This window comes from Planktothrix prolifica NIVA-CYA 540, from assembly GCF_963864145.1.
Taxonomy (GTDB): domain Bacteria; phylum Cyanobacteriota; class Cyanobacteriia; order Cyanobacteriales; family Microcoleaceae; genus Planktothrix; species Planktothrix agardhii.
Genome location: NZ_CAWLTW010000001.1, coordinates 619,886 through 639,270, shown reverse-complemented (window position 1 = coordinate 639,270; position 19,385 = coordinate 619,886). Strand labels below are relative to the sequence as shown.

Annotated in this window: 24 protein-coding genes; 10 read left to right on the top strand and 14 right to left on the bottom strand. The window is 36.1% G+C overall.

The features are described 5' to 3' along the window. Positions 1-155: 155 nt before the first annotated feature. A complete protein-coding gene (locus AC559H_RS02905; protein ID WP_026798433.1) occupies positions 156-1,661 on the top strand; it encodes a polysaccharide deacetylase family protein in 1,506 nt (501 codons plus the stop codon). A 170-nt stretch (positions 1,662-1,831) separates the two neighbouring features. Here AC559H_RS02905 and AC559H_RS02900 read toward each other — a convergent pair whose 3' ends face one another. Both AC559H_RS02900 and AC559H_RS02895 read right to left on the bottom strand, forming a co-directional pair. After that, a complete protein-coding gene (locus AC559H_RS02900) occupies positions 1,832-2,989 on the bottom strand; it encodes a cupin-like domain-containing protein (protein WP_026787400.1) in 1,158 nt (385 codons plus the stop codon). Positions 2,990-3,088: 99 nt separating this feature from the next. After that, positions 3,089-3,958 carry a sugar kinase gene (locus AC559H_RS02895; protein WP_026793510.1) on the bottom strand — a complete coding sequence of 290 codons (870 nt, stop codon included), beginning with the start codon at positions 3,956-3,958 and terminating at the stop codon, positions 3,089-3,091. A 180-nt stretch (positions 3,959-4,138) separates the two neighbouring features. Between AC559H_RS02895 and rsmI the strand changes: the two genes are divergently transcribed. From rsmI to AC559H_RS02880, 3 genes are all read left to right on the top strand, one after another. After that, the gene (rsmI, locus tag AC559H_RS02890; RefSeq protein ID WP_026787398.1) at positions 4,139-4,990 is read left to right on the top strand and encodes a 16S rRNA (cytidine(1402)-2'-O)-methyltransferase; all 852 of its coding nucleotides are present in this window, start codon (positions 4,139-4,141) and stop codon (positions 4,988-4,990) included. A gap of 96 nt (positions 4,991-5,086) precedes the next feature. After that, the gene (locus AC559H_RS02885) at positions 5,087-6,346 is read left to right on the top strand and encodes a serine hydrolase (protein WP_051319687.1); all 1,260 of its coding nucleotides are present in this window, start codon (positions 5,087-5,089) and stop codon (positions 6,344-6,346) included. Between the two features lie 64 nt (positions 6,347-6,410). Next, positions 6,411-6,590 carry a hypothetical protein gene (locus AC559H_RS02880; RefSeq protein ID WP_026798432.1) on the top strand — a complete coding sequence of 60 codons (180 nt, stop codon included), beginning with the start codon at positions 6,411-6,413 and terminating at the stop codon, positions 6,588-6,590. A 7-nt stretch (positions 6,591-6,597) separates the two neighbouring features. Here the strand turns inward: AC559H_RS02880 and argJ are convergent, their stop codons facing one another. After that, entirely contained in the window at positions 6,598-7,839 is a 1,242-nt protein-coding gene (gene argJ, locus AC559H_RS02875) for a bifunctional ornithine acetyltransferase/N-acetylglutamate synthase (RefSeq protein WP_026793511.1), read from the bottom strand. A gap of 117 nt (positions 7,840-7,956) precedes the next feature. Then, positions 7,957-11,751, bottom strand: a complete 3,795-nt coding sequence (locus AC559H_RS02870; protein WP_026793512.1) for a restriction endonuclease subunit S — start codon at positions 11,749-11,751, stop codon at positions 7,957-7,959. 427 nt (positions 11,752-12,178) lie between these two features. Between AC559H_RS02870 and AC559H_RS02865 the strand changes: the two genes are divergently transcribed. Continuing rightward, positions 12,179-13,603, top strand: a complete 1,425-nt coding sequence (locus tag AC559H_RS02865; protein WP_026793513.1) for an NADP-dependent isocitrate dehydrogenase — start codon at positions 12,179-12,181, stop codon at positions 13,601-13,603. Positions 13,604-13,677: 74 nt separating this feature from the next. On the opposite strand, the gene AC559H_RS02860 is transcribed toward AC559H_RS02865, so the two are convergent. Genes AC559H_RS02860 through AC559H_RS02845 form a run of 4 tightly spaced genes read right to left on the bottom strand, consistent with a single transcriptional unit; the run spans position 13,678 to position 14,723 of the window. Continuing rightward, a complete protein-coding gene (locus AC559H_RS02860; protein ID WP_026787394.1) occupies positions 13,678-13,899 on the bottom strand; it encodes a PIN domain-containing protein in 222 nt (73 codons plus the stop codon). Then, positions 13,899-14,117, bottom strand: coding sequence for a hypothetical protein (locus AC559H_RS02855; protein ID WP_026787393.1), 219 nt, complete (start codon positions 14,115-14,117; stop codon positions 13,899-13,901). The genes AC559H_RS02860 and AC559H_RS02855 overlap by 1 nt, the downstream gene beginning before the upstream one ends. Positions 14,118-14,157: 40 nt before the next feature. Then, on the bottom strand, positions 14,158-14,400 hold the full coding sequence (locus AC559H_RS02850; protein ID WP_036833090.1) for a hypothetical protein: 243 nt from the start codon (positions 14,398-14,400) through the stop codon (positions 14,158-14,160). A 32-nt stretch (positions 14,401-14,432) separates the two neighbouring features. Then, on the bottom strand, positions 14,433-14,723 hold the full coding sequence (locus AC559H_RS02845) for a hypothetical protein (protein ID WP_051319688.1): 291 nt from the start codon (positions 14,721-14,723) through the stop codon (positions 14,433-14,435). Positions 14,724-14,856: 133 nt separating this feature from the next. Here AC559H_RS02845 and AC559H_RS02840 point away from each other — a divergent pair, with 133 nt between their 5' ends. Next, positions 14,857-15,219, top strand: coding sequence for a hypothetical protein (locus AC559H_RS02840; protein ID WP_026793515.1), 363 nt, complete (start codon positions 14,857-14,859; stop codon positions 15,217-15,219). 197 nt (positions 15,220-15,416) lie between these two features. Here AC559H_RS02840 and AC559H_RS02835 read toward each other — a convergent pair whose 3' ends face one another. Beyond that, positions 15,417-15,611 carry a hypothetical protein gene (locus tag AC559H_RS02835; protein ID WP_036833092.1) on the bottom strand — a complete coding sequence of 65 codons (195 nt, stop codon included), beginning with the start codon at positions 15,609-15,611 and terminating at the stop codon, positions 15,417-15,419. Positions 15,612-15,831: 220 nt separating this feature from the next. Here AC559H_RS02835 and AC559H_RS02830 point away from each other — a divergent pair, with 220 nt between their 5' ends. From AC559H_RS02830 to AC559H_RS02815, 4 genes are all read left to right on the top strand, one after another. Then, on the top strand, positions 15,832-16,035 hold the full coding sequence (locus AC559H_RS02830; protein WP_237745587.1) for a hypothetical protein: 204 nt from the start codon (positions 15,832-15,834) through the stop codon (positions 16,033-16,035). Next, entirely contained in the window at positions 16,035-16,289 is a 255-nt protein-coding gene (locus AC559H_RS02825; RefSeq protein ID WP_026793516.1) for a ParE family toxin-like protein, read from the top strand. Before AC559H_RS02830 ends, AC559H_RS02825 begins: the two co-directional genes overlap by 1 nt. Positions 16,290-16,434: 145 nt before the next feature. Beyond that, positions 16,435-16,635: a type II toxin-antitoxin system HicB family antitoxin gene (locus AC559H_RS02820; RefSeq protein ID WP_026787389.1), complete on the top strand. Its 201-nt coding sequence runs from the start codon at positions 16,435-16,437 to the stop codon at positions 16,633-16,635. Continuing rightward, entirely contained in the window at positions 16,632-16,844 is a 213-nt protein-coding gene (locus tag AC559H_RS02815) for a type II toxin-antitoxin system HicA family toxin (protein WP_026787388.1), read from the top strand. Before AC559H_RS02820 ends, AC559H_RS02815 begins: the two co-directional genes overlap by 4 nt. A gap of 441 nt (positions 16,845-17,285) precedes the next feature. Here the strand turns inward: AC559H_RS02815 and AC559H_RS02810 are convergent, their stop codons facing one another. From AC559H_RS02810 to AC559H_RS02790, 5 genes are all read right to left on the bottom strand, one after another. Then, complete coding sequence (locus tag AC559H_RS02810; RefSeq protein ID WP_036833094.1) at positions 17,286-17,600, bottom strand: HigA family addiction module antitoxin; 315 nt, start codon at positions 17,598-17,600, stop codon at positions 17,286-17,288. A gap of 37 nt (positions 17,601-17,637) precedes the next feature. Beyond that, positions 17,638-17,916 carry a type II toxin-antitoxin system RelE/ParE family toxin gene (locus tag AC559H_RS02805; protein WP_026787386.1) on the bottom strand — a complete coding sequence of 93 codons (279 nt, stop codon included), beginning with the start codon at positions 17,914-17,916 and terminating at the stop codon, positions 17,638-17,640. Positions 17,917-17,930: 14 nt separating this feature from the next. Beyond that, positions 17,931-18,140, bottom strand: a complete 210-nt coding sequence (locus tag AC559H_RS02800; protein WP_051319689.1) for a hypothetical protein — start codon at positions 18,138-18,140, stop codon at positions 17,931-17,933. Between the two features lie 156 nt (positions 18,141-18,296). After that, positions 18,297-18,752: a DUF29 domain-containing protein gene (locus AC559H_RS02795; RefSeq protein WP_026793518.1), complete on the bottom strand. Its 456-nt coding sequence runs from the start codon at positions 18,750-18,752 to the stop codon at positions 18,297-18,299. Positions 18,753-18,782: 30 nt separating this feature from the next. Then, entirely contained in the window at positions 18,783-19,178 is a 396-nt protein-coding gene (locus AC559H_RS02790) for an endonuclease domain-containing protein (RefSeq protein WP_051319690.1), read from the bottom strand. Positions 19,179-19,385 lie beyond the last annotated feature (207 nt).

Below are 19,385 nucleotides of genomic sequence, written 5' to 3'. Positions count from 1 at the left end.
AAAACCCCCACTTTGTGAAATCGAATACGGATTAAACAGATTACTCAAGTCTGACGGAATATTGCAGAGTATCAAAAGTTTTTTTAGGATCTGTGTTCCAGAGTATAATTAAATTTGTATTTTTATTGTCTGGCAATTGCTCAAGATTTAGTTTTATGACAAAATCTAACCTTTTGGCTCCTTTACCTATTTTAGAAGACTTGCGTTCTGGTCTTCCTAATTTTTGTGGCTGGGAAGCTGAAATTCAAGCCTTAGTTAATCATAATCATCCTATATTTTTGTCTCAAACTAATTTAAAGTTAGATCAAATTAAAGCGGGTTTTGCCTGTGGGTTACATTTTCATCAACCCACTATTCCAGGGGGCGTTAATGGGGAATTAATCAGCAATCTACAATATATGTTTGAACATCCCCAAGAGGGAGATAATCATAATGCGGAAGTTTTTGCTTGGTGTTATCGTCGGATGGGAGAGTTTATTCCTCAATTAATATCCCAAGGGTGTAATCCTCGAATTATGTTGGATTATTCGGGGAATTTGTTATGGGGATTACGCCAAATGGGCCGGGATGATATTCTCAATGATCTGAAAAAAATTACCTGTGATCCAAAATATCAACCCTATGTAGAATGGTTGGGAACTATGTGGAGTCATGGGGTAATTCCTTCGACTCCTATTCCTGATATTTTACTCCAAATTCAAGCTTGGCAACATCATTTTGCCAGTATTTTTGGAGAAGATGCTTTAAAGCGAGTTAAGGGTTTTTCCCCTCCAGAAATGCACTTACCCAATCATCCTGATACCTTATATGAGTATATTAAAGCCTTGAAAGCCTGCGGTTATCGTTGGTTATTGGTTCAGGAACATTCTGTCGAAACTTTAGAGGGTTTGGGATTACCCCACGACCAAAAATATATTCCTAATCGTTTAATTGCCCGCAATTCTAAGGGGGAAACCTTGAGTATGATTGCTTTAATTAAAACTCAGGGATCGGATACTAAATTAGTTGCCCAAATGCAGCCCTATTTTGAAGCGAAAACCAAGGAAAAACAATCTATTTCTGGGGTTAATATTCCGCCGTTAGTTTCACAAATTGCTGATGGAGAAAATGGCGGGGTGATGATGAATGAATATCCTCGTGATTTCTTGCGGATTTTCTATGAATTGCGGGATCAAAATAATGGGGTGGTGGCAATGAATGGAACCGAATATTTAGAAATATTAGAAGCGGCGGGGGTGAACCCAGAAGATTATCCGACTTGTCAAGCGGTTCAGCAGCATAAAATTTGGCAAAAAGTTGATCCAGTTGTTGGGCTTAAGCCCCTCTTAAATCATCAAGAATCTGTGGAAGAAGCGATCGCAATTTTAAAACAAACCGATCACCAATTTCAAATGGAAGGTGCATCTTGGACAAATAATTTAAGTTGGGTTCAAGGTTATGAAAATGTGTTAGAACCGATGAAACAATTAAGTATTGCCTTTCATCAAAAGTATGATTCTCTAGTTAAAGAAAACCCAAATATTACTAAGGAATCTCACTATCAACAAGCACTATTGTACAATTTGTTATTACAAACCAGTTGTTTTCGCTATTGGGGACAGGGAACCTGGACAGATTATGCTAAGGAAATCTATCGTCGGGGGATAATCAGTAATCAGTAATCAGTAATCAGTTATCAGTCATCAGTCATCAGTCATCAGTTATTAGTTATTAGTTATTAGTTATCAGTGTAAGAGTTAAGGCTTGCATTTTTTATTTACTAAGATAATAGGTAAAGACGCGCTAATCGCTGCGCCCTTGCCACGTCTAACCACTGATAACTGATAACTGTTTACTGATAACTATTTACTCCGGATGGGTTTTTCCAATCATAATCATTAGGAAATTTAAAATTAATAAAAGAAACGGAAATACTCATTTCTAAACCTTTAACATAATGCCACCATCCCACAGGAAGAAAAATCACTTCCCCAGGGTGTAAGATCACATCAATAGATCGAACATTTCGATATAATGGATAACGATTATAGTCAGGATTTGCCGGATCAATGGGACTAAATACCCCGATATTATTATAAATAAATGGGGTCTGTTCAGGGGAAATCATTTTAATTAATTTTCGCCCAGAAACTTGAGCTAAAAAGATATTAATGGTATCATGATGTAAGGGGGTAACAGTTCCGGCTGAACCAAACCAGAAAAAGGTTTTTCCCACTGTTTGTGCTGGGTCTAAATATTCGGGAAATACCTCCATATCCTCAAAAAGTCCCTGCATTTCTTCACGATTCAGGGTATTATTGTTGGCAACCATATAGTAATCATTGGTTTCTCCAGCCCGCACTACCCAATCAATATAATCTCCAAATAACATCGTTTTTCGATGCTGTTCTAAATTAATTTCATAATTCGGGTCGGAGTCACGATTTCCCTGGACTTGAATACTAACATTGCCATAGTTTTCTTTTAAATAGTCTGGTGTCCATCGTTCCATTGCTTCCCAATTTTTCATGATACCTGTTAAAATAACGGGTTTATTTTGGGAATAATATTGGTCTAAAAATTCATCTTTGGATAGAAACGGAATCCGAGGAATACTATTATAATTAGATCCTAAAGCTGATAATTGGTTTTGAATTTGTAGAATAGATTCTAATTTTTCTAGCTTTTGTAAAACCTCCTGTGCGGCTTGAAAATAGGGTTGGTTAGCGAGGTTTGTGACTTCCTCAACGGCTAACTTAACATCAATCCCATTTTTAACCATACATTCAATTAAGGCATCATCGGATTTATGCAGAAACTTATTAGCTGCAATCCATTTTTTCCAACCATCAGGAAGCGGAGGAGGTTCAGGAATTTCCGGGGGTTGAGGATGTTGAGGAGACTCTGTTACAGGGGATTGAGGAAGCCATTGCAAGCTGACTTGTTGGCCATCATTTAAGGTGATTTGTAAGGGGGGAAGGGTGATTTTTAAGGGTTGAATATCGGTCATATTAATAATAAGAGATTTTAATAAAAATCTGACTCGTGAAAACCGGAAGTAAGAATATATTTTAATTATATCCTAATTATTCTCAGTTGTCTACAAGAATTAGTGATTATTTAAGCATTCAATCCATTTTCTAGTACCGAAATGTAGGCAAGATTGAGATGCAATTTGGGCAGATTGAGTCAAAGCGGTGGGGAAGTTTTCAGATAGAATAAAATGGCAAAATGCTCCATGAAAAATATCTCCCGCACCTAAAGTATCAACTGATTGAATCGTGGGAATGGGGATACTACCGTTTCCTGCTTTGAGACTAATATATTGAATCGGTTTTTCTCCTTGGGTAATGGCAATATTAGGAATATTCATAGCTTGAAGATAGGCAAAAACATCTTCAGAGGTTTGACAATCGGGCGGATAAAAATTATTAGAACAAATGGCATAGTCAATATCTGGTAAAATAGTTTCTAAGCCTGTTTTCCAACTTCCGCCATCTAAAATAATAGGAATTTGTTTGATTTTTGCCTGTTGAATTAAACTTTGGCTGATGGGAATTTGATGACCGTCGATTAAAATAATATCAATATTGTCTAAATATTGGGATAAATTTGAGTGGTTTGAGATTTGAGATTTTGTAGCATTAATTGAGATAACGGTGCGCTCTCCGGTGGTATTATTTACCATAATAGATGAAACAGGAGGTGCTTCTAAACGAGTTGAATCTAAGTCTATAATATTAACAGAATATTGTTGTAAATCTTTTCTAATTAGTTGAGTTAGGTCATGGCTTCCTAATCCACCTAATAGTATGGATTGGTTGCCTAAACTATTAAAAGTAACGGCGGCATTAGTCGCTGGCCCTCCGGCTGCAACGGTATAATCAGAAGCAACAATTTTTTGATTTTCCTGGGGATATTGAGTAATGGAATAAATCAAATCGAGTGTAATCAATCCAACAAATAAACCTTTAACCATGGGATTATTTAAACCAAATTCAAATCAAAACTCTAAGAAATTATATGTTTTCTTGTATTTTTAAATAAAGGGCATAACAACTATAAAGTAGTTGTGTCAATTCTCAAGGATATCTGATATTATCCTTGAATAAGTGTATTTTATATCACATTTATATTTCTGTAGAGCCTTAAATTTAAGATGACCAATCAAGCTGGAACCCTTTATATTGTAGGAACTCCCATTGGGAACCTAGAAGATATCACCTTGCGGGCGATAAAAATTTTACAAAGTGTCGATTGGATTGCCGCCGAAGATACCCGTCATACGGGCAAGCTATTACACCATTTTGAGATTAAAACTCCCCAACTCAGTTACCATGAACATAATCAACAACGCCGGATTCCGAGTTTGGTGGAATCTCTGAGTCAGGGACATACAATTGCCTTGGTTACGGATGCGGGAATGCCAGGAATTTCTGACCCCGGATATGAACTAATTAAGGCTTGTATTGAAGCAAATATTGCTGTAATTCCGATTCCGGGAGTTAGTGCTAGTATAACAGCTTTAAGTGCGGCGGGACTTCCCACAGATCGATTTATTTTTGAAGGGTTTTTACCCACCAAAAACAAAGAACGTCAACAGCGTTTAAGCGCTTTACAAACCGAATCTCGCACCCTGATTTTATATGAAGCACCCCATCGTCTTGTGGAAACCTTAGAAGATTTAGCTCTAATTTTAGGCTCAAAACGGTCTATTGTAATTGCACGGGAATTAACAAAAATCCATGAACAATTTTGGCGAGGAACCTTGGAAAATGCCGTACAATACTATCAAGATCACAACCCCAAAGGTGAACTAACATTAGTTATTGCGGGTGTCACCGAAACCCCAACCGTGATCACCGAAGATCAAATTAAGGCCGAACTCCAATGTCTACTCCAACAAGGGATTACCCGTTCTCAAGCCAGTCGCCAACTCGCAGACGCTACCTCCTTACCCCGTCGTCAAATCTATCAAATTGCTTTAACTTTACCCGATGTGGAGGAATAAATATGTTGGTATAATTATCGTTAACTTAAAAAACTTCGTTGTTGGGATGAATGCCCACTTCTGCTATCCTAGATTTATTTTCCTATTGTCTCTAATATGGCTTATATTACCCAACGTCGTCGTTCCGTTAGAAATTCTACTGTTCCTAATCGTTCTTTAAGGCGATCGCCTGTTAGAGTTAGGACTAGAACACCTCATAGATTAGCCAAATTAAACTACCCTCGAATTATATTTTTAATTGCCCTATTACTAACCGTTAATTGGACAGTCGGAGCACTGTCAAAGCTATTATTTCCACCTGCAAAACCGCAACCCCAAACTCAGAATATTACCATTTCTGCCCCAGCGGCGACCGAAACCGATAAAACCGTAGTTTATAATATTAAAACTCCTCCTAATTTAGCCCCCAATCAAGACTTACAAACTATTATTGATGGTGCAGTTGATATTGCCAAAAACCAAGGATTACCCACAGAATCCCTATCTATTACATTAATTGATGTTAGTAAACCTGCTACCCATAACATCGCCGGATATAACAATACTAAACTCAGATTTCCCGCCAGTGTTGCCAAATTATTTTGGATGGTTCAATTTTTTGGCTATGCAGAAAAAGGATATATTCCCAAGGAATCCCCCTTTTATACCGACCTATCCCAGATGTTGCGAATTTCCGATAATGATTCAGCCAGCCGCATTGTTGATGCGATTACCCAAACCGAATCAGGAGAAAAATTAGACAAATCCGAATTAGATAAATGGGTAGAAAAACGCAGTCAAGTTAATCAATTCTTTGAGAAATCCGGTTATACTGGAATTAATTTAACCACTAAAAATTATCCAATTACCGGAATAGGAGAAGAACCCACAGGTCGAGATTTACAATTACGAGAAAATCCCGCCTATTCCCAAGGAAATCGCGTCACCACCGACCAAACAGCCCGATTAATGTATGAAATCTACACAAAACAATCTATTTCTCCCTTAGCTAGTACCAAAATGGCATATTTATTAACCCGTGATTTAAACCCAAAAGCTTGGAAAAATATTGATTCTAACTCCGTTGCTGGATTTTTAGGAGAATCCTTACCTCCCGATATTTACTATGCTTCTAAAGTCGGTTATACCAGTCGTTCTCGTCAAGAAGTCGCCTTTGTTAGAACCTTAAACGATAAAGCAATTTATGTCTTAACCGTATTTGGAGATGATCCCGCCTATTCAAAAAATGAACAGGTTTTCCCCGACATTTCTCGTTATATTTTTAATCGTTTAAATCAAACCCCCTTAAAATCCACTTCCGAAAAAATAACTCAATTCAATCAATTATCCTTTCCCATGGTAGGAATGAATAATTAAACCGTAGTAAGCCCTTCAGGGCTTAATCACAATCATTGTAGTAAGCCCTTCAGGGCTTAATCTTATGAAAAAAAACAAAATCATTGATCAAATCTGTCCCCATTGTCAGGGAAAAGGCTATATAGAAATTCGAGATTGTTCCGGGGAAATTCAACGGGAAGAAACCTGTGTTTTTTGTACAGGAACAGGGAATAGGGAACAGGGAACAGGGAATAAACTGATAACTGATGATGCGGATACTTGATCACTGATTAAGTGGTGTATTCAGCATTAATTTTTACATAGTCATAACTTAAATCACATCCCCAGGCTTTACCAACACCGGAGCCATTGCCAATTTTAACTGAAATTAATACCGTGTCTTCTTTGAGATATTCTCCTGTTTTGGCTTGCTTTAAATACTCATTAGCCGCATTCCGATCAAAAGGTAAGGGTTGACCCTGCTGCATTAAGACAAAATCCCCTAATTTGATTTCTAAATCATTCTGATCAAAATGGACTCCCGCCCGGCCAGCAGCCGCCGCAATTCTTCCCCAGTTAGGATCATGACCAAAAATGGCGGACTTCACCAAAGAAGAACCTACAATGGTTTTAGCCACTTTACAAGCCGAGGCTTCATCTTCTGCCCCCGAAACTTGAACTTCAATTAAACAGGTGGCCCCTTCCCCATCCCGGGCGATCGCTTTGGCCAAATATTCACAAACGGCCGTTAACATTCCTTCTAATTTTTCCGCTTCTGGCCCCATAGCCGTAATCGCTGGAGTCCGAGACGCCCCATTTGCCAAAGCAATTAAACAATCATTCGTACTCGTATCGCCATCCACAGTAACTTGATTAAAACTCCGGTTAGCCGCACGACTTAACATTTCTTGCCAGAGGGCAGGAGAAACCACCGCATCGCAGGTGACAAAAGCTAACATAGTTGCCATATTGGGGTGAATCATCCCCGAACCTTTACAAATTCCCCCCACTCTCACGGGACGATCCCCAAACATGGTTTCTAAGGCAATGGTTTTCGGGACTAAATCCGTAGTCATGATCGCCTTAGCCACGGCCGCGTTACCATTCTCTGACAATTCCTCAACTAACTTGGGAATCCCAGCCTTGAGGATATCCATTTTAATCCGTTGACCGATGACTCCAGTAGAAGCCAGTAAAATCGTTTCCGGTGCAATATTCAGGACTTGGGCTAGGGCTTGGGCCGAGTCTACCGCATCCGTCCAACCCGCGGCTCCTGTAGCGGCATTCGCCTGTCCTGAATTGCATAAAATGGCTTTGGCGCTGGGTTTTGCTTGTAGTTGTTGACGACAATAATCAACACAGGCGGCTCTAACTTGACTGGTGGTAAATACCCCGGCTGCGATCGCATCTACATCAGAGACAATTAAAGCCAGATCCGGTAATCCCGATGCTTTCAATCCCGCAGTAATTCCCGAAGCCCGATACCCTCTAGGGGCAGTCACCCCACCCTCAATAACTTTCCAATCTGACATGATTTCCCTTTCCGTTTCCAATATTACTGAGAAGGGATTATATCAAGAACAAGGGTGAGAAAACTTAAATTGATTATCATAGCTTGGGAGGGACGCTACCCCTATAAATAAAATCAACTATAAATATTTCTTCATTACTTGTTGTTTGAGATTAGCAGATTCATCTACAATCTTCTGATTTTTAGTAATTTCTCCCTCTAATTTCTCTACTTCTGAAACTAATTTTTCTTGAATTGATAAAGGTGGAAGTTTTACTTTAATTTCTTTTATTTTACTTTGTGAAAGATTATCTCTTGCTATTCCAGTTCTCAAACTTAAAAGATACTCATACATAGTTTGTAACTGTAAATAGAGAAATTTCGACAAATATTTATTATTTGGCATAATACCACAGATAGCTTGATTGGAACAAGCTTCGATTTTTAAAATACCTACTTTACCTGCCGTTGCTCCATACATAGCTAGTAAAACTGTTTCTTTAGGAAATATTTTAGCGTTGGAATTTTTTAAGCCTAACTCAGTAATGAAATTATCGGCAATCCAAATTTCTCCTTTAGAAACCTCACCACTATTGATCCAAGGAATTGTACCTCCTGTATAATATTCATTTACAGTTGACAAAGGTGTACCGCCTGATGAAGTTTCAGTTAGACTACCAATCTTAATGTCCTCATATTCAGAATTTTTAATAACCTTATTAACTCTGTCACTAATTTTTTGTTTAGCGTACTGAATCGCCTCTTTCGCCTTAATTACAGATTGTTCAATCGCTTCACATTCATCTACTATCTGCTGCTGTACTTCTAAAGGTGGTAAGGAAATTTTAGTCACTCTCACTCTTTCAGTATTCAGATTTTGCACGACTCCACCAGCCGCACTTTCTGAAAATTGCTGTTGAGTATCTTTATAAGATAGAATCTCGTATAAATAATCCTTATTTAGTTTTTCGCTAAACTTAGATAGCAGTAGCCAACCATCATGAATACAACCAGATATTTTCATAATATAAGGTCTGCCAAAGCTCATAGAATTAGACAAAATAAAGTCTCCTTCATTTACTTTTCTTGATTTTTCAGAGCCTTCTAAAGTTATTTTTTCTGCTGTTTGAGTAACATATTTTGAACCTTCACTAACATCACCTATTTTAATCCAATTTATACCGTTTATATCTGTTGTAATATATTTATCAATTGGTCTAGGTGATGCACCTCTAACAATTTCACAAACATTCTCTAACTTCACTAACTCCCATTGAGTTTCAATTTTTATATTCTTTTTAGGAGTAAGTGAAAAAGCCTTATTAAAATCCTTACGAGAAAAGTCTAATAAATCTACCAAACTAGCATAAGTAATATATTCAAGATTTGGCGATTCAGCATCTTCACCATTACCGTTAAAATTTTGTTGAATCCAATAATTAATCTTTTCAGGATTATAGCGATTATCAGGATCAAAAAGTGGTGTAATATGACTACCAGTAAGAAATTTTAAACCTTCATTACCCTTAGCATTACTCCACTCATAACCAAGAAATTGTTTTTGTTCCTTATTATCCGCAGGACTTTTAACAATAAGCACTTTTTGAGGATTATTAAAAGCCAAAATGAAATAATATAACTTATCTTTTTCAATCCCTTGCAGATATTCCAAAAACCGCTTATTCAGTTCAACATCTTGTTCTTGAACCGAACAATCCTTAAAAGACTTTCTTTTTTTAAAATTAACAATATCGGTATTTTTATCAAAATCATTTTTGTATTCCTTAAACAAATCATATTCTAATAACCGTTCTGAAGGAACCCCCAATAAAAGCGTTTGATAATCTTCAAAATCCACTTCAATATGCTCACAATACTTTTTAACAGAATCAATATCTAAATACATTCCTCCGCCAGATTTTAACTCCTCTTCCCAATTTTCAAAGAAATCTAAAACCCGATTTTCGTATTGTTCCGCAGGTTCAGGACGTTGAGACTTTCTTCGCAAAAACAACACAACCGTATTTGTCCCAGTCTTGCTAAATGTATTACTACCTAATTCTACAATTGAAACAATATCAAAATATTTCAATAAAATTTCTCTAGTAGCAATATGGGTATTATCAGAATTGGAAAGCACCGATGAAGGTACAATAATCCCCGCCACTCCATTAGGTGCAAGTAGTTGTTTAGCCCGTTCAATAAAAAAGCATTGAATATTTTTATTACCTAAATCAGAAATAGTTTCAAAAAGTTCATACTTTTGTCTTTGTTCTTCAGATAAAGTATCTAAAAAATCTTCCACAGCAAAAGGTGGATTAGCTACTAAAATATCAAAACTTTCTAGCTTAATTTCCGATATATTATCAAGAGCATCATGGGGCAGAATATTAATCCCTTCCTGTCCATACATAAAGGCTGATACCTTAGCAACTTTAGAAAGACGAGATTCCTTTTCTATCCCATAAATATTTTTGAAAAAAGTAGATGGTTCTATTTGTCGGTATTTCTGAATAAAAGGTTTTGTTTGAATTGCTAACTCAGTCAAAAAATGTCCTGCACCGCAAGCAAAATCTAGCACCATAGGTAATTCAGACTTTTCTCTAATTACACTTTCTAAAGGCAAAGCCATACAAATAAACCGAGTAATCGGAATCGGTGTAAAAAACTGTCCTTCAGATTGTTTAATGCCATTATCTAAAAAGAATTCAAACATATCCCCTAAAAACTGATTCTGTTCTTGATTTTTTAGACGTAAATCTTGCCACATTTGGACAATTTCTAGCAATACTTTAATATTTTTATCAAATAACTTCTTATTATAGACATCAATAAAAGCGAAATCATTATTAGTAAAAAACTTTAGTTGGCGAAAGTAATCTTTAATTTGCTTTTTAATCGCATTGCGCTTTTGTTTTGCTGCCCAAAAAGCACCTTCAATTTCTTCATTACTAATATAAGTAATTTCTTCGCCTAAATATTTTTCCATGCCATATTTATACAGCCCTTGCAAACGGTCTATAAAATCATAATAATTATCATAAGCTATTCCTTTCCAATAAAATTTGAGTTCTTGAGGATGTTGAGTTTCATCGACAATTTTACACAGGAAAAGATTAACCAAAATATCAAAAGCGTTTTCTCGACCAGAAACATTATGCTTTCTAAGAATAGTTCGGAAAACGTGATATTTTCCTTCTTTATCTTTGGCATTAATTGGTGCAAGATCATCAATTGTGTATTTATCTTTACCAATCTGATAGGCAGGAATATTGTCCTCAAAAATTCCCTTAGTAGTTGCTTCTAATTGATAGGTTTCTTGCCAAACTTTGAAACGTCCTCTGACATCTTTTGCTTTCTCAAAGCTCAGTAATTTAATGTCATCTGCTAAAATTTTAGGGTTATCTTTGTGAGATATAACGTAATGTTCAAAAATACAATTATTATCGAGCAAATCCGAAGTATAGAGACATAAAAATTCAGTTTCTTGAATTTGTTGAGCGTAGGAAAATAATTGTCCGCCATCAGTTTGAGTATCTTTCCAAGCTTTCTCAAACTCTTTACCTGCGGTTTTGCACTCTATAATCAACATCGGTTTATCTTGTTGATTTTTAACTAAAATATCCGCACGTCCTCCACTAGCACCATGTCCAACTTTCCATTTAGGTTCAAGTTCTAAGTGTTCAGGTTTATAACCCTTTACTAAAAGGCGATGTACGCATTCAAAGACCACAAAATTTTCATTTTGAGAGAAATTACAAGTCTGACGCTCATTAACCGTTAATCCTTGATCTTCAGGATAAATTAGTTCTTTTTTATCAAAATTAACCTTAAGAATCCCGTCTGTGTGAGGGAAATACTTTGATAATACATTTTTATTCTGTTCAAATCCTAGCGATATTAAAAGGAATTTAAAGTTATCTTGATTAATCATTGTTTAATATTGACCGTGATTGTCTCATTATATATTCGTTTGTACCAAAAGATTTCTGATCAAATATTTGGCTAAGGTAGCGAAGACTGAAATCCCTGACTTGTTTAAAAAGTCTACGTTTTACCAGATAGATGTTAAATTTAAGATAAATCTAGCCTGAACGTAATTCCACCAAAAAATACTGATCCTCAGTTAAATCAATCGTTAATTGCAGAGGAGTCGATAACTCTAACAATTACCTTTCTTTTTTGATGGCTTGCTGCACACCATATATAGTGTACCTGCCTAAGTCCCCTAGGATAATATAAATATTCAGAATACTTGTGCCGATTTTAACAGAAAAACTAAAATTTTTTAGTCGATAATGGGGATCAGTGTAAACAATCATGACAAAATAGGGAAAATTTATTTTCCACATCTTAGGAATATGTACGACAAAATCACTCCACCGACCACAGGCGAGAAAGTTACCTTCAAAAATGGTGAACCCATTGTCCCGAATAATCCGATTATTCCCTTCATTCGGGGAGATGGTACAGGGATTGACCTCTGGCCAGCTACCGAGAAAGTTTTAGACGCGGCTATTGCAGCCTCCTACGGAGATCAACGTAAAATTAGTTGGTTTAAAGTCTACGCCGGGGACGAAGCCTGCGAACTCTACGGCACTTATCAATATTTACCGGAAGACACCACTAACGCCATCAGGGAATATGGTGTCGCCATTAAAGGGCCCTTAACCACTCCCATCGGAGGCGGGATTCGGTCTTTAAATGTGGCATTACGACAAATTCATGATCTGTATGCCTGTGTACGTCCGTGTAAATATTATACTGGAACCCCTTCCCCCCACAAAACCCCAGAAAAATTAGATGTGATTATCTATCGGGAAAATACCGAAGATATTTATTTAGGAATTGAATGGCGTGAGGGAACCGAAATTGCAGAAAAATTAATTAATTTTCTGAATACGGAGTTAATTCCGGCGACTCCTGAACATGGGAAAAAACAAATTCGCCTTGATTCTGGAATTGGAATTAAACCCATTAGTAAAACCGGGTCTCAACGGTTAGTTCGTCGGGCTATTTATCAAGCATTGCGTCTACCTAAAAATAAACAAATGGTGACGCTGGTGCATAAAGGTAATATTATGAAATATACCGAAGGAGCCTTCCGAGATTGGGGTTATGAACTGGCAACTACGGAATTTCGCAATGAATGTGTCACCGAACGGGAATCTTGGATTTTAGGGAATAAAGAAAAAAATCCCGATCTTTCCATTGAAGATAATGCCAAGATGATTGACCCAGGTTACGATTCCCTAACTCCCGAGAAAAAAGCGGAGATTTCTCAAGAAGTGGAAGGAGTTCTTAATACCATTTGGGAAACTCACGGTAATGGAAAATGGAAGGAAAAAATCATGGTCAATGACCGGATTGCCGATAGTATTTTCCAACAGATTCAAACCCGTCCCGATGAATATTCTATCCTGGCTACGATGAATTTAAACGGGGATTATTTATCCGATGCGGCTGCCGCCATGGTCGGGGGTTTAGGCATGGGCCCAGGGGCAAATATTGGCGATGAATGTGCTATTTTTGAGGCAACCCATGGCACTGCACCCAAACACGCCGGGTTAGACAAAGTTAACCCTGGTTCTCTGATTTTATCGGGGGTGATGATGTTAGAATATATGGGTTGGCAAGAAGCCGCTGATTTGATTAAAAAAGGTTTAAGTGGAGCGATCGCTAATCAAGAAGTCACTTATGATTTAGCTCGGTTAATCGAACCCCCGGTTGAAGCCTTGAAATGTTCAGAATTTGCTGATGCAATTATTAAGCACTTCAATGATTAATTTGGTAGTGAGTCCTTTAGGACTCTGATTAATCCCTGAAGGGCTTACTACTTTGTAGTGAGTCCTTTAGGACTCTAAGTTGAGCGATCGCAACCCCACACCCTAACCTTAGACCGCAGAGCAATTATTCTATCTTGCTTCCAGATGACATTTGTACATTCTAATAAGCAAAATTCAGGGATATAAAACTGATCTCCTTCCAAGAGGCGATTAAAAAGTATTCGGGTTTGTGCAGTGTATTCTTGCTGAATAAATCGCTGAATCACAATACTAGCATCAATAATATAATGATTCATTATTTATTGCGATCCTCCTGTAAAAGTTTTAAGGTAGAAGGAACAGAGTTAGGAGGATTCCAAATATGAGAATCAATAGATTTAAAGATTTCCGTCAACTGGTGTTGATTAGAAGATTGTTTGATAATTTTTTGTTCTCTAAGTCTTTCATCAACAATTGAAACAATTAGGGTTTTTAATTCTTCAAAGTTGAGATTAGATAACGGTTGTTTTAACATAATTTTTAGCTCGTCCAGTTATTTATCATTGAGACACTTTCTATTTTATCCATAAATTACGTTTAATAATATCCCAAGAAACTCTTTCTTGATTTTCAGGATTATTTTCAGCTTGAATAGCATCCTTTAAATCCAGAAAATCTTCTAATTCTTCAGGATCAATTACCGTTAATTTCCCTTGGCTAATTCGTTCTAATAATTCATTAACAGATAAGTTAAACTGTTGAGCAACAGTTTCTATTCCGGTTGCAATCTCTGGAGATATTGTTAATGGATTTATCATCGGCTTTACATTTAGCAATATTATTGATTATTTTAGCATAAATTTTGACGGAATTTTTTAGAACTGTAAAAATTATGATTGTCAGCCCCATCTTTAGGTAATTGACTTAAAACTTCTTCAGGAATATCCTTAATAATATCATCAGCGACTTCCCAAATCGGTTTATAGGGTTTGTCTCTGGGTTGGAATGTTGGCTTGAGAGAACGGATAAAATCTACTGTGAGATACAAACCAGAAACCCAGTTTCTGGTTTGTATCTCATTTGATCGCACATCGTCGATATAAGTACATCCTTGAATTGTCCATCTGTATCGAGCAACCATTTTTTAAAAGATGCTCTCAAATAACCTGTTATCTGGTATAATAGTATTTAACGCGGTTAGTTTTACTTTCTGAATCCTGAAGCGTTTCTACGTTAAACATTTTTATCACAAGAGGTCAAAGGAGGTTGTCTTAATGACTCCGAAATTATTTCGTAACATTGTGACGATTGCTGCTCTAGCTTTCCCATCGGTTTCGCTGAATACCCAAACAGCCTTAGCCGACAGACGTGACTTTACTATTCAGAATAACAATGAATTGGCTATTGTCAGTATATATGTGTCATCTGGAAATTCTCAATATTGGGGGAGAGATATATTAGAGGGAAGTATTCTGCCCAGTGGCGGATCAACCGAAATAACTTTCAATAATTCCTCTAGTCAATGTATTTATGATTTCAAAGCTGTCTATGAAAATGACACTTATGATGTGGGAAAAGCAAATCTTTGTGAAACTTTCACCGTAAATTTCTATGGTGATGGAGGTGATTACCGTTGATATTTACGATTAATTGCGATCGCACCTTCCCCCTGTAGCTGGAGTTGAACGCAGTGAAACCCAACATTTTTTTATCTCAATCATAAAGTTGGGTTTCGTATTCACAATGGCTATACCTACAAGCCAGGCTAAATTTAATTGGCTAATTCCTGAAAATTTTGGGTGTATTACCTAGAAAATATAGATTATTTTTGTGATTAATATTCAACATCAATAATCTTTTGAATCGCATCCTTTAAATCCAGAAAATCTTCTAATTCTTCAGGATTAATAACCGTTAATTTCCCTTGACTAATTCGTTCTAATAATTCGGTAACAGATAAATCAAACTGTTGAGCAACGGTTTCCATTGCGGTTGCAATCTCTGGAGATATTGTTAATGGATTAATCATCGGCTTTACATTTAGCAATATTATTGATAATTACTATATTATTATAGCATAATATCAATTTTATAAAGTGCGATCGCATTTCAATACCTGAACTGAGTTAGAAAAGCAATCGCACATCCAACTCCCCAAAAGAGCGATCGCCCCTCCAACTTCCCTACAAAAATAATAAAATGTTATAATCTGATCGAACTGTTTTATCAAAAACTTGAAATAATATTTTATGGCTATGAACATTGAACAAATTGAAAAGGCAATTTTAAATCTTTCTGAACAAGATTTTAGTAAATTACGCAATTGGTTATTAGACTTAGATTATCAAGAATGGGATAAACAGTTAGAACAAGATATCATAAAGGGTAAACTTGATGATATAGCATCTGAAGCACTTGCTGAATTTGAAGCCGGAGATTATCAAGAAATGTAATGCACTATACTAATCGCAAATTTTGGTTATTTTATAATCAGCTACCTGAAGATATACAAAAGATAGCAGATGCTTCTTATGAATTATTAAAAACTAATCCTAATCATCCTTCGTTACATTTTAAGAAAGTTAATAAATATTGGTCTGTAAGAGTAGGTAAAGCTTATCGTGCGTTAGGAATTGAGGTTAAAAATGGAATTTTATGGTTTTGGATTGGTACTCATGATGAATATGATAGATTAATCAGTAAATAAAAGCGATCGCACCCTAAATCCCAGAAAGAGCGATCGCATTTCAACACCTGAACTGAGTTAGAAAAGCAAAGGGATCTTCTCCTGTAGCCAGTTAATATTAGATTGTGATAAAATCAGTTAAATTGTACTAATAAAAAATCAAAATATGAAAATTAAAGTTATTGTTTGGCAAGAAGATAACGTTTGGTGTGCGAGTGTTCCTGCATTACCTGGTTGTCATACTTGGGGTGAGAGTTACGAACATTTAATGGAAATGGTGAAAGATGCGATCGAAGGTTGGTTAGAAGTTGCAAGTGAACAACAATCTCCCACTGAAAAACAGCAATTAGTGGAGATTTCTCTATGAAGTCAGTTTCAGGGAAAGTGCTGTGCAAAATTGTTGAAAAGGTGGGATGGAAATTAAACAGGGTAAAGGGAAGTCATCATATTTATAGTAAAGAAAATAGTTCAGTTATTCTTGTGATTCCTGTTCATGGGAATAGAGATTTACCCATCGGAACATTAAAAGCGATTCTGAAGGATGCGGGTTTAACTGAAGATGATCTTAATTTATAATTGATTGTTTTTCTTGTTCCCAGGCTGGAGCCTGGGAATACTTTCTATGAGGCTCTGCCTCAATTCTTCAGTTTTTTTAGTCACCAAAACCCAATGAAACCCAACCTATAAAACTAATTTTATTCATTAAGATAGCTAGATTCTAACGTTTCCTCTAAACTAAACGGTGACTCCTTGGGGAAAAAATTCAATTTAATCCCTTCTCTTTTGTTCTTCAACAACTTTTAAGGAAGTTTGCCGTTGATAAATTGCTAATTCACGCTGAAAATCTTGATTTAATTGTATAATTTACAATTGTAATGACTTTTCTTGTTCAAAACGCCATCTTTGAAAATCAAGATTTTTGTCATTAATTACCAATTCAAAACCATAATCAAACCTCCATGAATTGTACTAAATTTTAAAGTTTGTAGTTGGGCTTTAGCCCTATCTTAACTTTAATTAAACTAAAGTTAATACTTGATCATATTCTTGTTGATGAATTTGCCAAGCATTCCAAACATCAACTTTTTGCTGAAGATTTAACCAAAGTCTATGACCATTACCAAAAGCTTTACCAATTCTAATAGCTAAATCAACAGTAATCGGTTGTTCACCTTGAATAATCTCATTAACAACTTGATTAGAGACTCCTAAAATTTCGGCAAATTGTGTCGGAGTAATTGCTAAATCTTCTAAAATATCTGCAATAACTTCGCCAGGATGTACTGGTTTTTCGGGTCTGTCTTGGATCAAATTGTCTCTTTTCTGTATCATAATTTAACCTTCCTGATGAATTACATACTTTACTATTTTAATGATAATCTTCGAGGTTGACATCATAAACCTCACCATCCTCAAAGCTAAAGGTAATTCGCCAATTTCCTGATACTTTAATTGACCAAGTTCCTTGGCGATCGCCTTTAAGTTCATGTAAATCATAACCTGGTAATCTAATATCTTCTAACATTAATGCTGAATCTATGACCTCTAATCTAATTCTTATTTTCTTTTCTAAATTATGAGGTACTCCTTTATTAATATTTTCTTGAAAGAGTTTTTCAAGAGCTTTATTTTTAAAGGTTTGAATCATTCATCAAATCTCCTTTATCCTATTAAATTTAGTAAATAATGAGCCGCATTCGCTCTTAATAATTTCCGTCTAATTTCATAATCTATAATTTCGGGTAAAATTACTTGATAACCTCTTTGAGAAAGACTTAAAAACCATTGTTGACATTGTACTGCTAAAGGTATCGCTTTAGGATTAGTAATGAATCCCAACGGTGCAGAATCTAATAAAATAACTTTACTCATTAAATTGAAACATTCTCCAGAGATTGAATAATTTGGGCAACGATCACCATATATTCCTTGATCTTTTTAGGCTTATCCGTAAAATTATACTATTTTATTGTCGCAGGAGCAATAGCTAAAGTATAGCAGGGAGTAGGAAAACAGTCAAAACAGATGTTACTCATTAACATAACTAGATTCTAAAGTTTCCTCTAAACTAAACGGTGACTCCTTTGGAAAGAAATTTAACTTAATCCCTGTTTCATCCGATGCTTTTAGACGTGCCTTTTGATAACAGTCCTCAAATACTTCTGAAAGCAAAGGTTTCAAACTAGGACTATCTTCTAATAACCCTTCAATACAAATCCGTTGTTCTGTGATGGTACTGCGCCAACTTTCACTGCGTTTTTCCGGTTGATAGTGCCATTTTAATAGGTGCATTAATAACACAATTAAACGACTTTTTAATTCCCGTTTTTCACTTCTTCCCATACTTTCAATTTCTTCAATTAAATTCGGAATATCAATTTCATTGAATTTATTTTCTTTTAACTGTTGAACAGTGGTTTCTATCCAGAGATAAAAGTCTTGTTCATAAAGAGTATTAGGTTTTGTCGTGGATGAGTTAATCATGGTTAATCGCCTTTAATTTATCATTTATGATTAAATATGTATCCTATTTTTATAAGAAGTTACAAAAAACCTATAATTTGTTGTAAAACCCCCCTGTAAATTTTGTCTGATCTCTTGATTTTTAATTCTAAATATTTTTAATCCTCTAGCAGTTAAAATAGCATCCCGTTCTTGATCTGACTCAACCTGTAGGTCATGAATTTCTCCATCCATCTCTATAACTAATTGAGCTTGATGGCAGTAAAAATCTACGATAAAACCATCAATAATCTGCTGACGGCGGAAGTGTAATCCATTTAAGTTATTTCTTCTTAACTGTTCCCAGAGGATTTTTTCTTCTGGAGTCATTTCCCGACGCAGTTGTTTAGAACGCTGGTATTTTTCAGATGTTATCTTTTGTCCGACAACAATATTCTTAGGTTCCATCTTGATATGTTTTATAGCATTAAAATTTTATATTGTGTGCGATCGCTTGTTTGACCTCTCCCCCAACCCCTCTCCTATAAGGAGAGGGGAGTAAGAGTATTGTTTATGCTCACAACAAAAGTCTACCAGATCATCCCCCCATTCCCTCGCACCAGAAGGGGGGTTACGGGGGTTAGGTCAACCCTTGCGACCTCTCCCCCAACCCCT

What these genes read in the sequence shown, in the direction of transcription:
- AC559H_RS02905 (WP_026798433.1), top strand. Translation starts at nt 156, where the DNA reads ATGACAAAATCTAACCTTTTGGCTCCTTTACCTATTTTAGAAGACTTG.
- AC559H_RS02900 (WP_026787400.1), bottom strand. Translation starts at nt 2,989, where the DNA reads ATGACCGATATTCAACCCTTAAAAATCACCCTTCCCCCCTTACAAATC.
- AC559H_RS02895 (WP_026793510.1), bottom strand. Translation starts at nt 3,958, where the DNA reads ATGGTTAAAGGTTTATTTGTTGGATTGATTACACTCGATTTGATTTAT.
- rsmI (WP_026787398.1), top strand. Translation starts at nt 4,139, where the DNA reads ATGACCAATCAAGCTGGAACCCTTTATATTGTAGGAACTCCCATTGGG.
- AC559H_RS02885 (WP_051319687.1), top strand. Translation starts at nt 5,087, where the DNA reads ATGGCTTATATTACCCAACGTCGTCGTTCCGTTAGAAATTCTACTGTT.
- AC559H_RS02880 (WP_026798432.1), top strand. Translation starts at nt 6,411, where the DNA reads ATGAAAAAAAACAAAATCATTGATCAAATCTGTCCCCATTGTCAGGGA.
- argJ (WP_026793511.1), bottom strand. Translation starts at nt 7,839, where the DNA reads ATGTCAGATTGGAAAGTTATTGAGGGTGGGGTGACTGCCCCTAGAGGG.
- AC559H_RS02870 (WP_026793512.1), bottom strand. Translation starts at nt 11,751, where the DNA reads ATGATTAATCAAGATAACTTTAAATTCCTTTTAATATCGCTAGGATTT.
- AC559H_RS02865 (WP_026793513.1), top strand. Translation starts at nt 12,179, where the DNA reads ATGTACGACAAAATCACTCCACCGACCACAGGCGAGAAAGTTACCTTC.
- AC559H_RS02860 (WP_026787394.1), bottom strand. Translation starts at nt 13,899, where the DNA reads ATGAATCATTATATTATTGATGCTAGTATTGTGATTCAGCGATTTATT.
- AC559H_RS02855 (WP_026787393.1), bottom strand. Translation starts at nt 14,117, where the DNA reads ATGTTAAAACAACCGTTATCTAATCTCAACTTTGAAGAATTAAAAACC.
- AC559H_RS02850 (WP_036833090.1), bottom strand. Translation starts at nt 14,400, where the DNA reads ATGATAAATCCATTAACAATATCTCCAGAGATTGCAACCGGAATAGAA.
- AC559H_RS02845 (WP_051319688.1), bottom strand. Translation starts at nt 14,723, where the DNA reads ATGGTTGCTCGATACAGATGGACAATTCAAGGATGTACTTATATCGAC.
- AC559H_RS02840 (WP_026793515.1), top strand. Translation starts at nt 14,857, where the DNA reads ATGACTCCGAAATTATTTCGTAACATTGTGACGATTGCTGCTCTAGCT.
- AC559H_RS02835 (WP_036833092.1), bottom strand. Translation starts at nt 15,611, where the DNA reads ATGATTAATCCATTAACAATATCTCCAGAGATTGCAACCGCAATGGAA.
- AC559H_RS02830 (WP_237745587.1), top strand. Translation starts at nt 15,832, where the DNA reads ATGGCTATGAACATTGAACAAATTGAAAAGGCAATTTTAAATCTTTCT.
- AC559H_RS02825 (WP_026793516.1), top strand. Translation starts at nt 16,035, where the DNA reads ATGCACTATACTAATCGCAAATTTTGGTTATTTTATAATCAGCTACCT.
- AC559H_RS02820 (WP_026787389.1), top strand. Translation starts at nt 16,435, where the DNA reads ATGAAAATTAAAGTTATTGTTTGGCAAGAAGATAACGTTTGGTGTGCG.
- AC559H_RS02815 (WP_026787388.1), top strand. Translation starts at nt 16,632, where the DNA reads ATGAAGTCAGTTTCAGGGAAAGTGCTGTGCAAAATTGTTGAAAAGGTG.
- AC559H_RS02810 (WP_036833094.1), bottom strand. Translation starts at nt 17,600, where the DNA reads ATGATACAGAAAAGAGACAATTTGATCCAAGACAGACCCGAAAAACCA.
- AC559H_RS02805 (WP_026787386.1), bottom strand. Translation starts at nt 17,916, where the DNA reads ATGATTCAAACCTTTAAAAATAAAGCTCTTGAAAAACTCTTTCAAGAA.
- AC559H_RS02800 (WP_051319689.1), bottom strand. Translation starts at nt 18,140, where the DNA reads ATGAGTAAAGTTATTTTATTAGATTCTGCACCGTTGGGATTCATTACT.
- AC559H_RS02795 (WP_026793518.1), bottom strand. Translation starts at nt 18,752, where the DNA reads ATGATTAACTCATCCACGACAAAACCTAATACTCTTTATGAACAAGAC.
- AC559H_RS02790 (WP_051319690.1), bottom strand. Translation starts at nt 19,178, where the DNA reads ATGGAACCTAAGAATATTGTTGTCGGACAAAAGATAACATCTGAAAAA.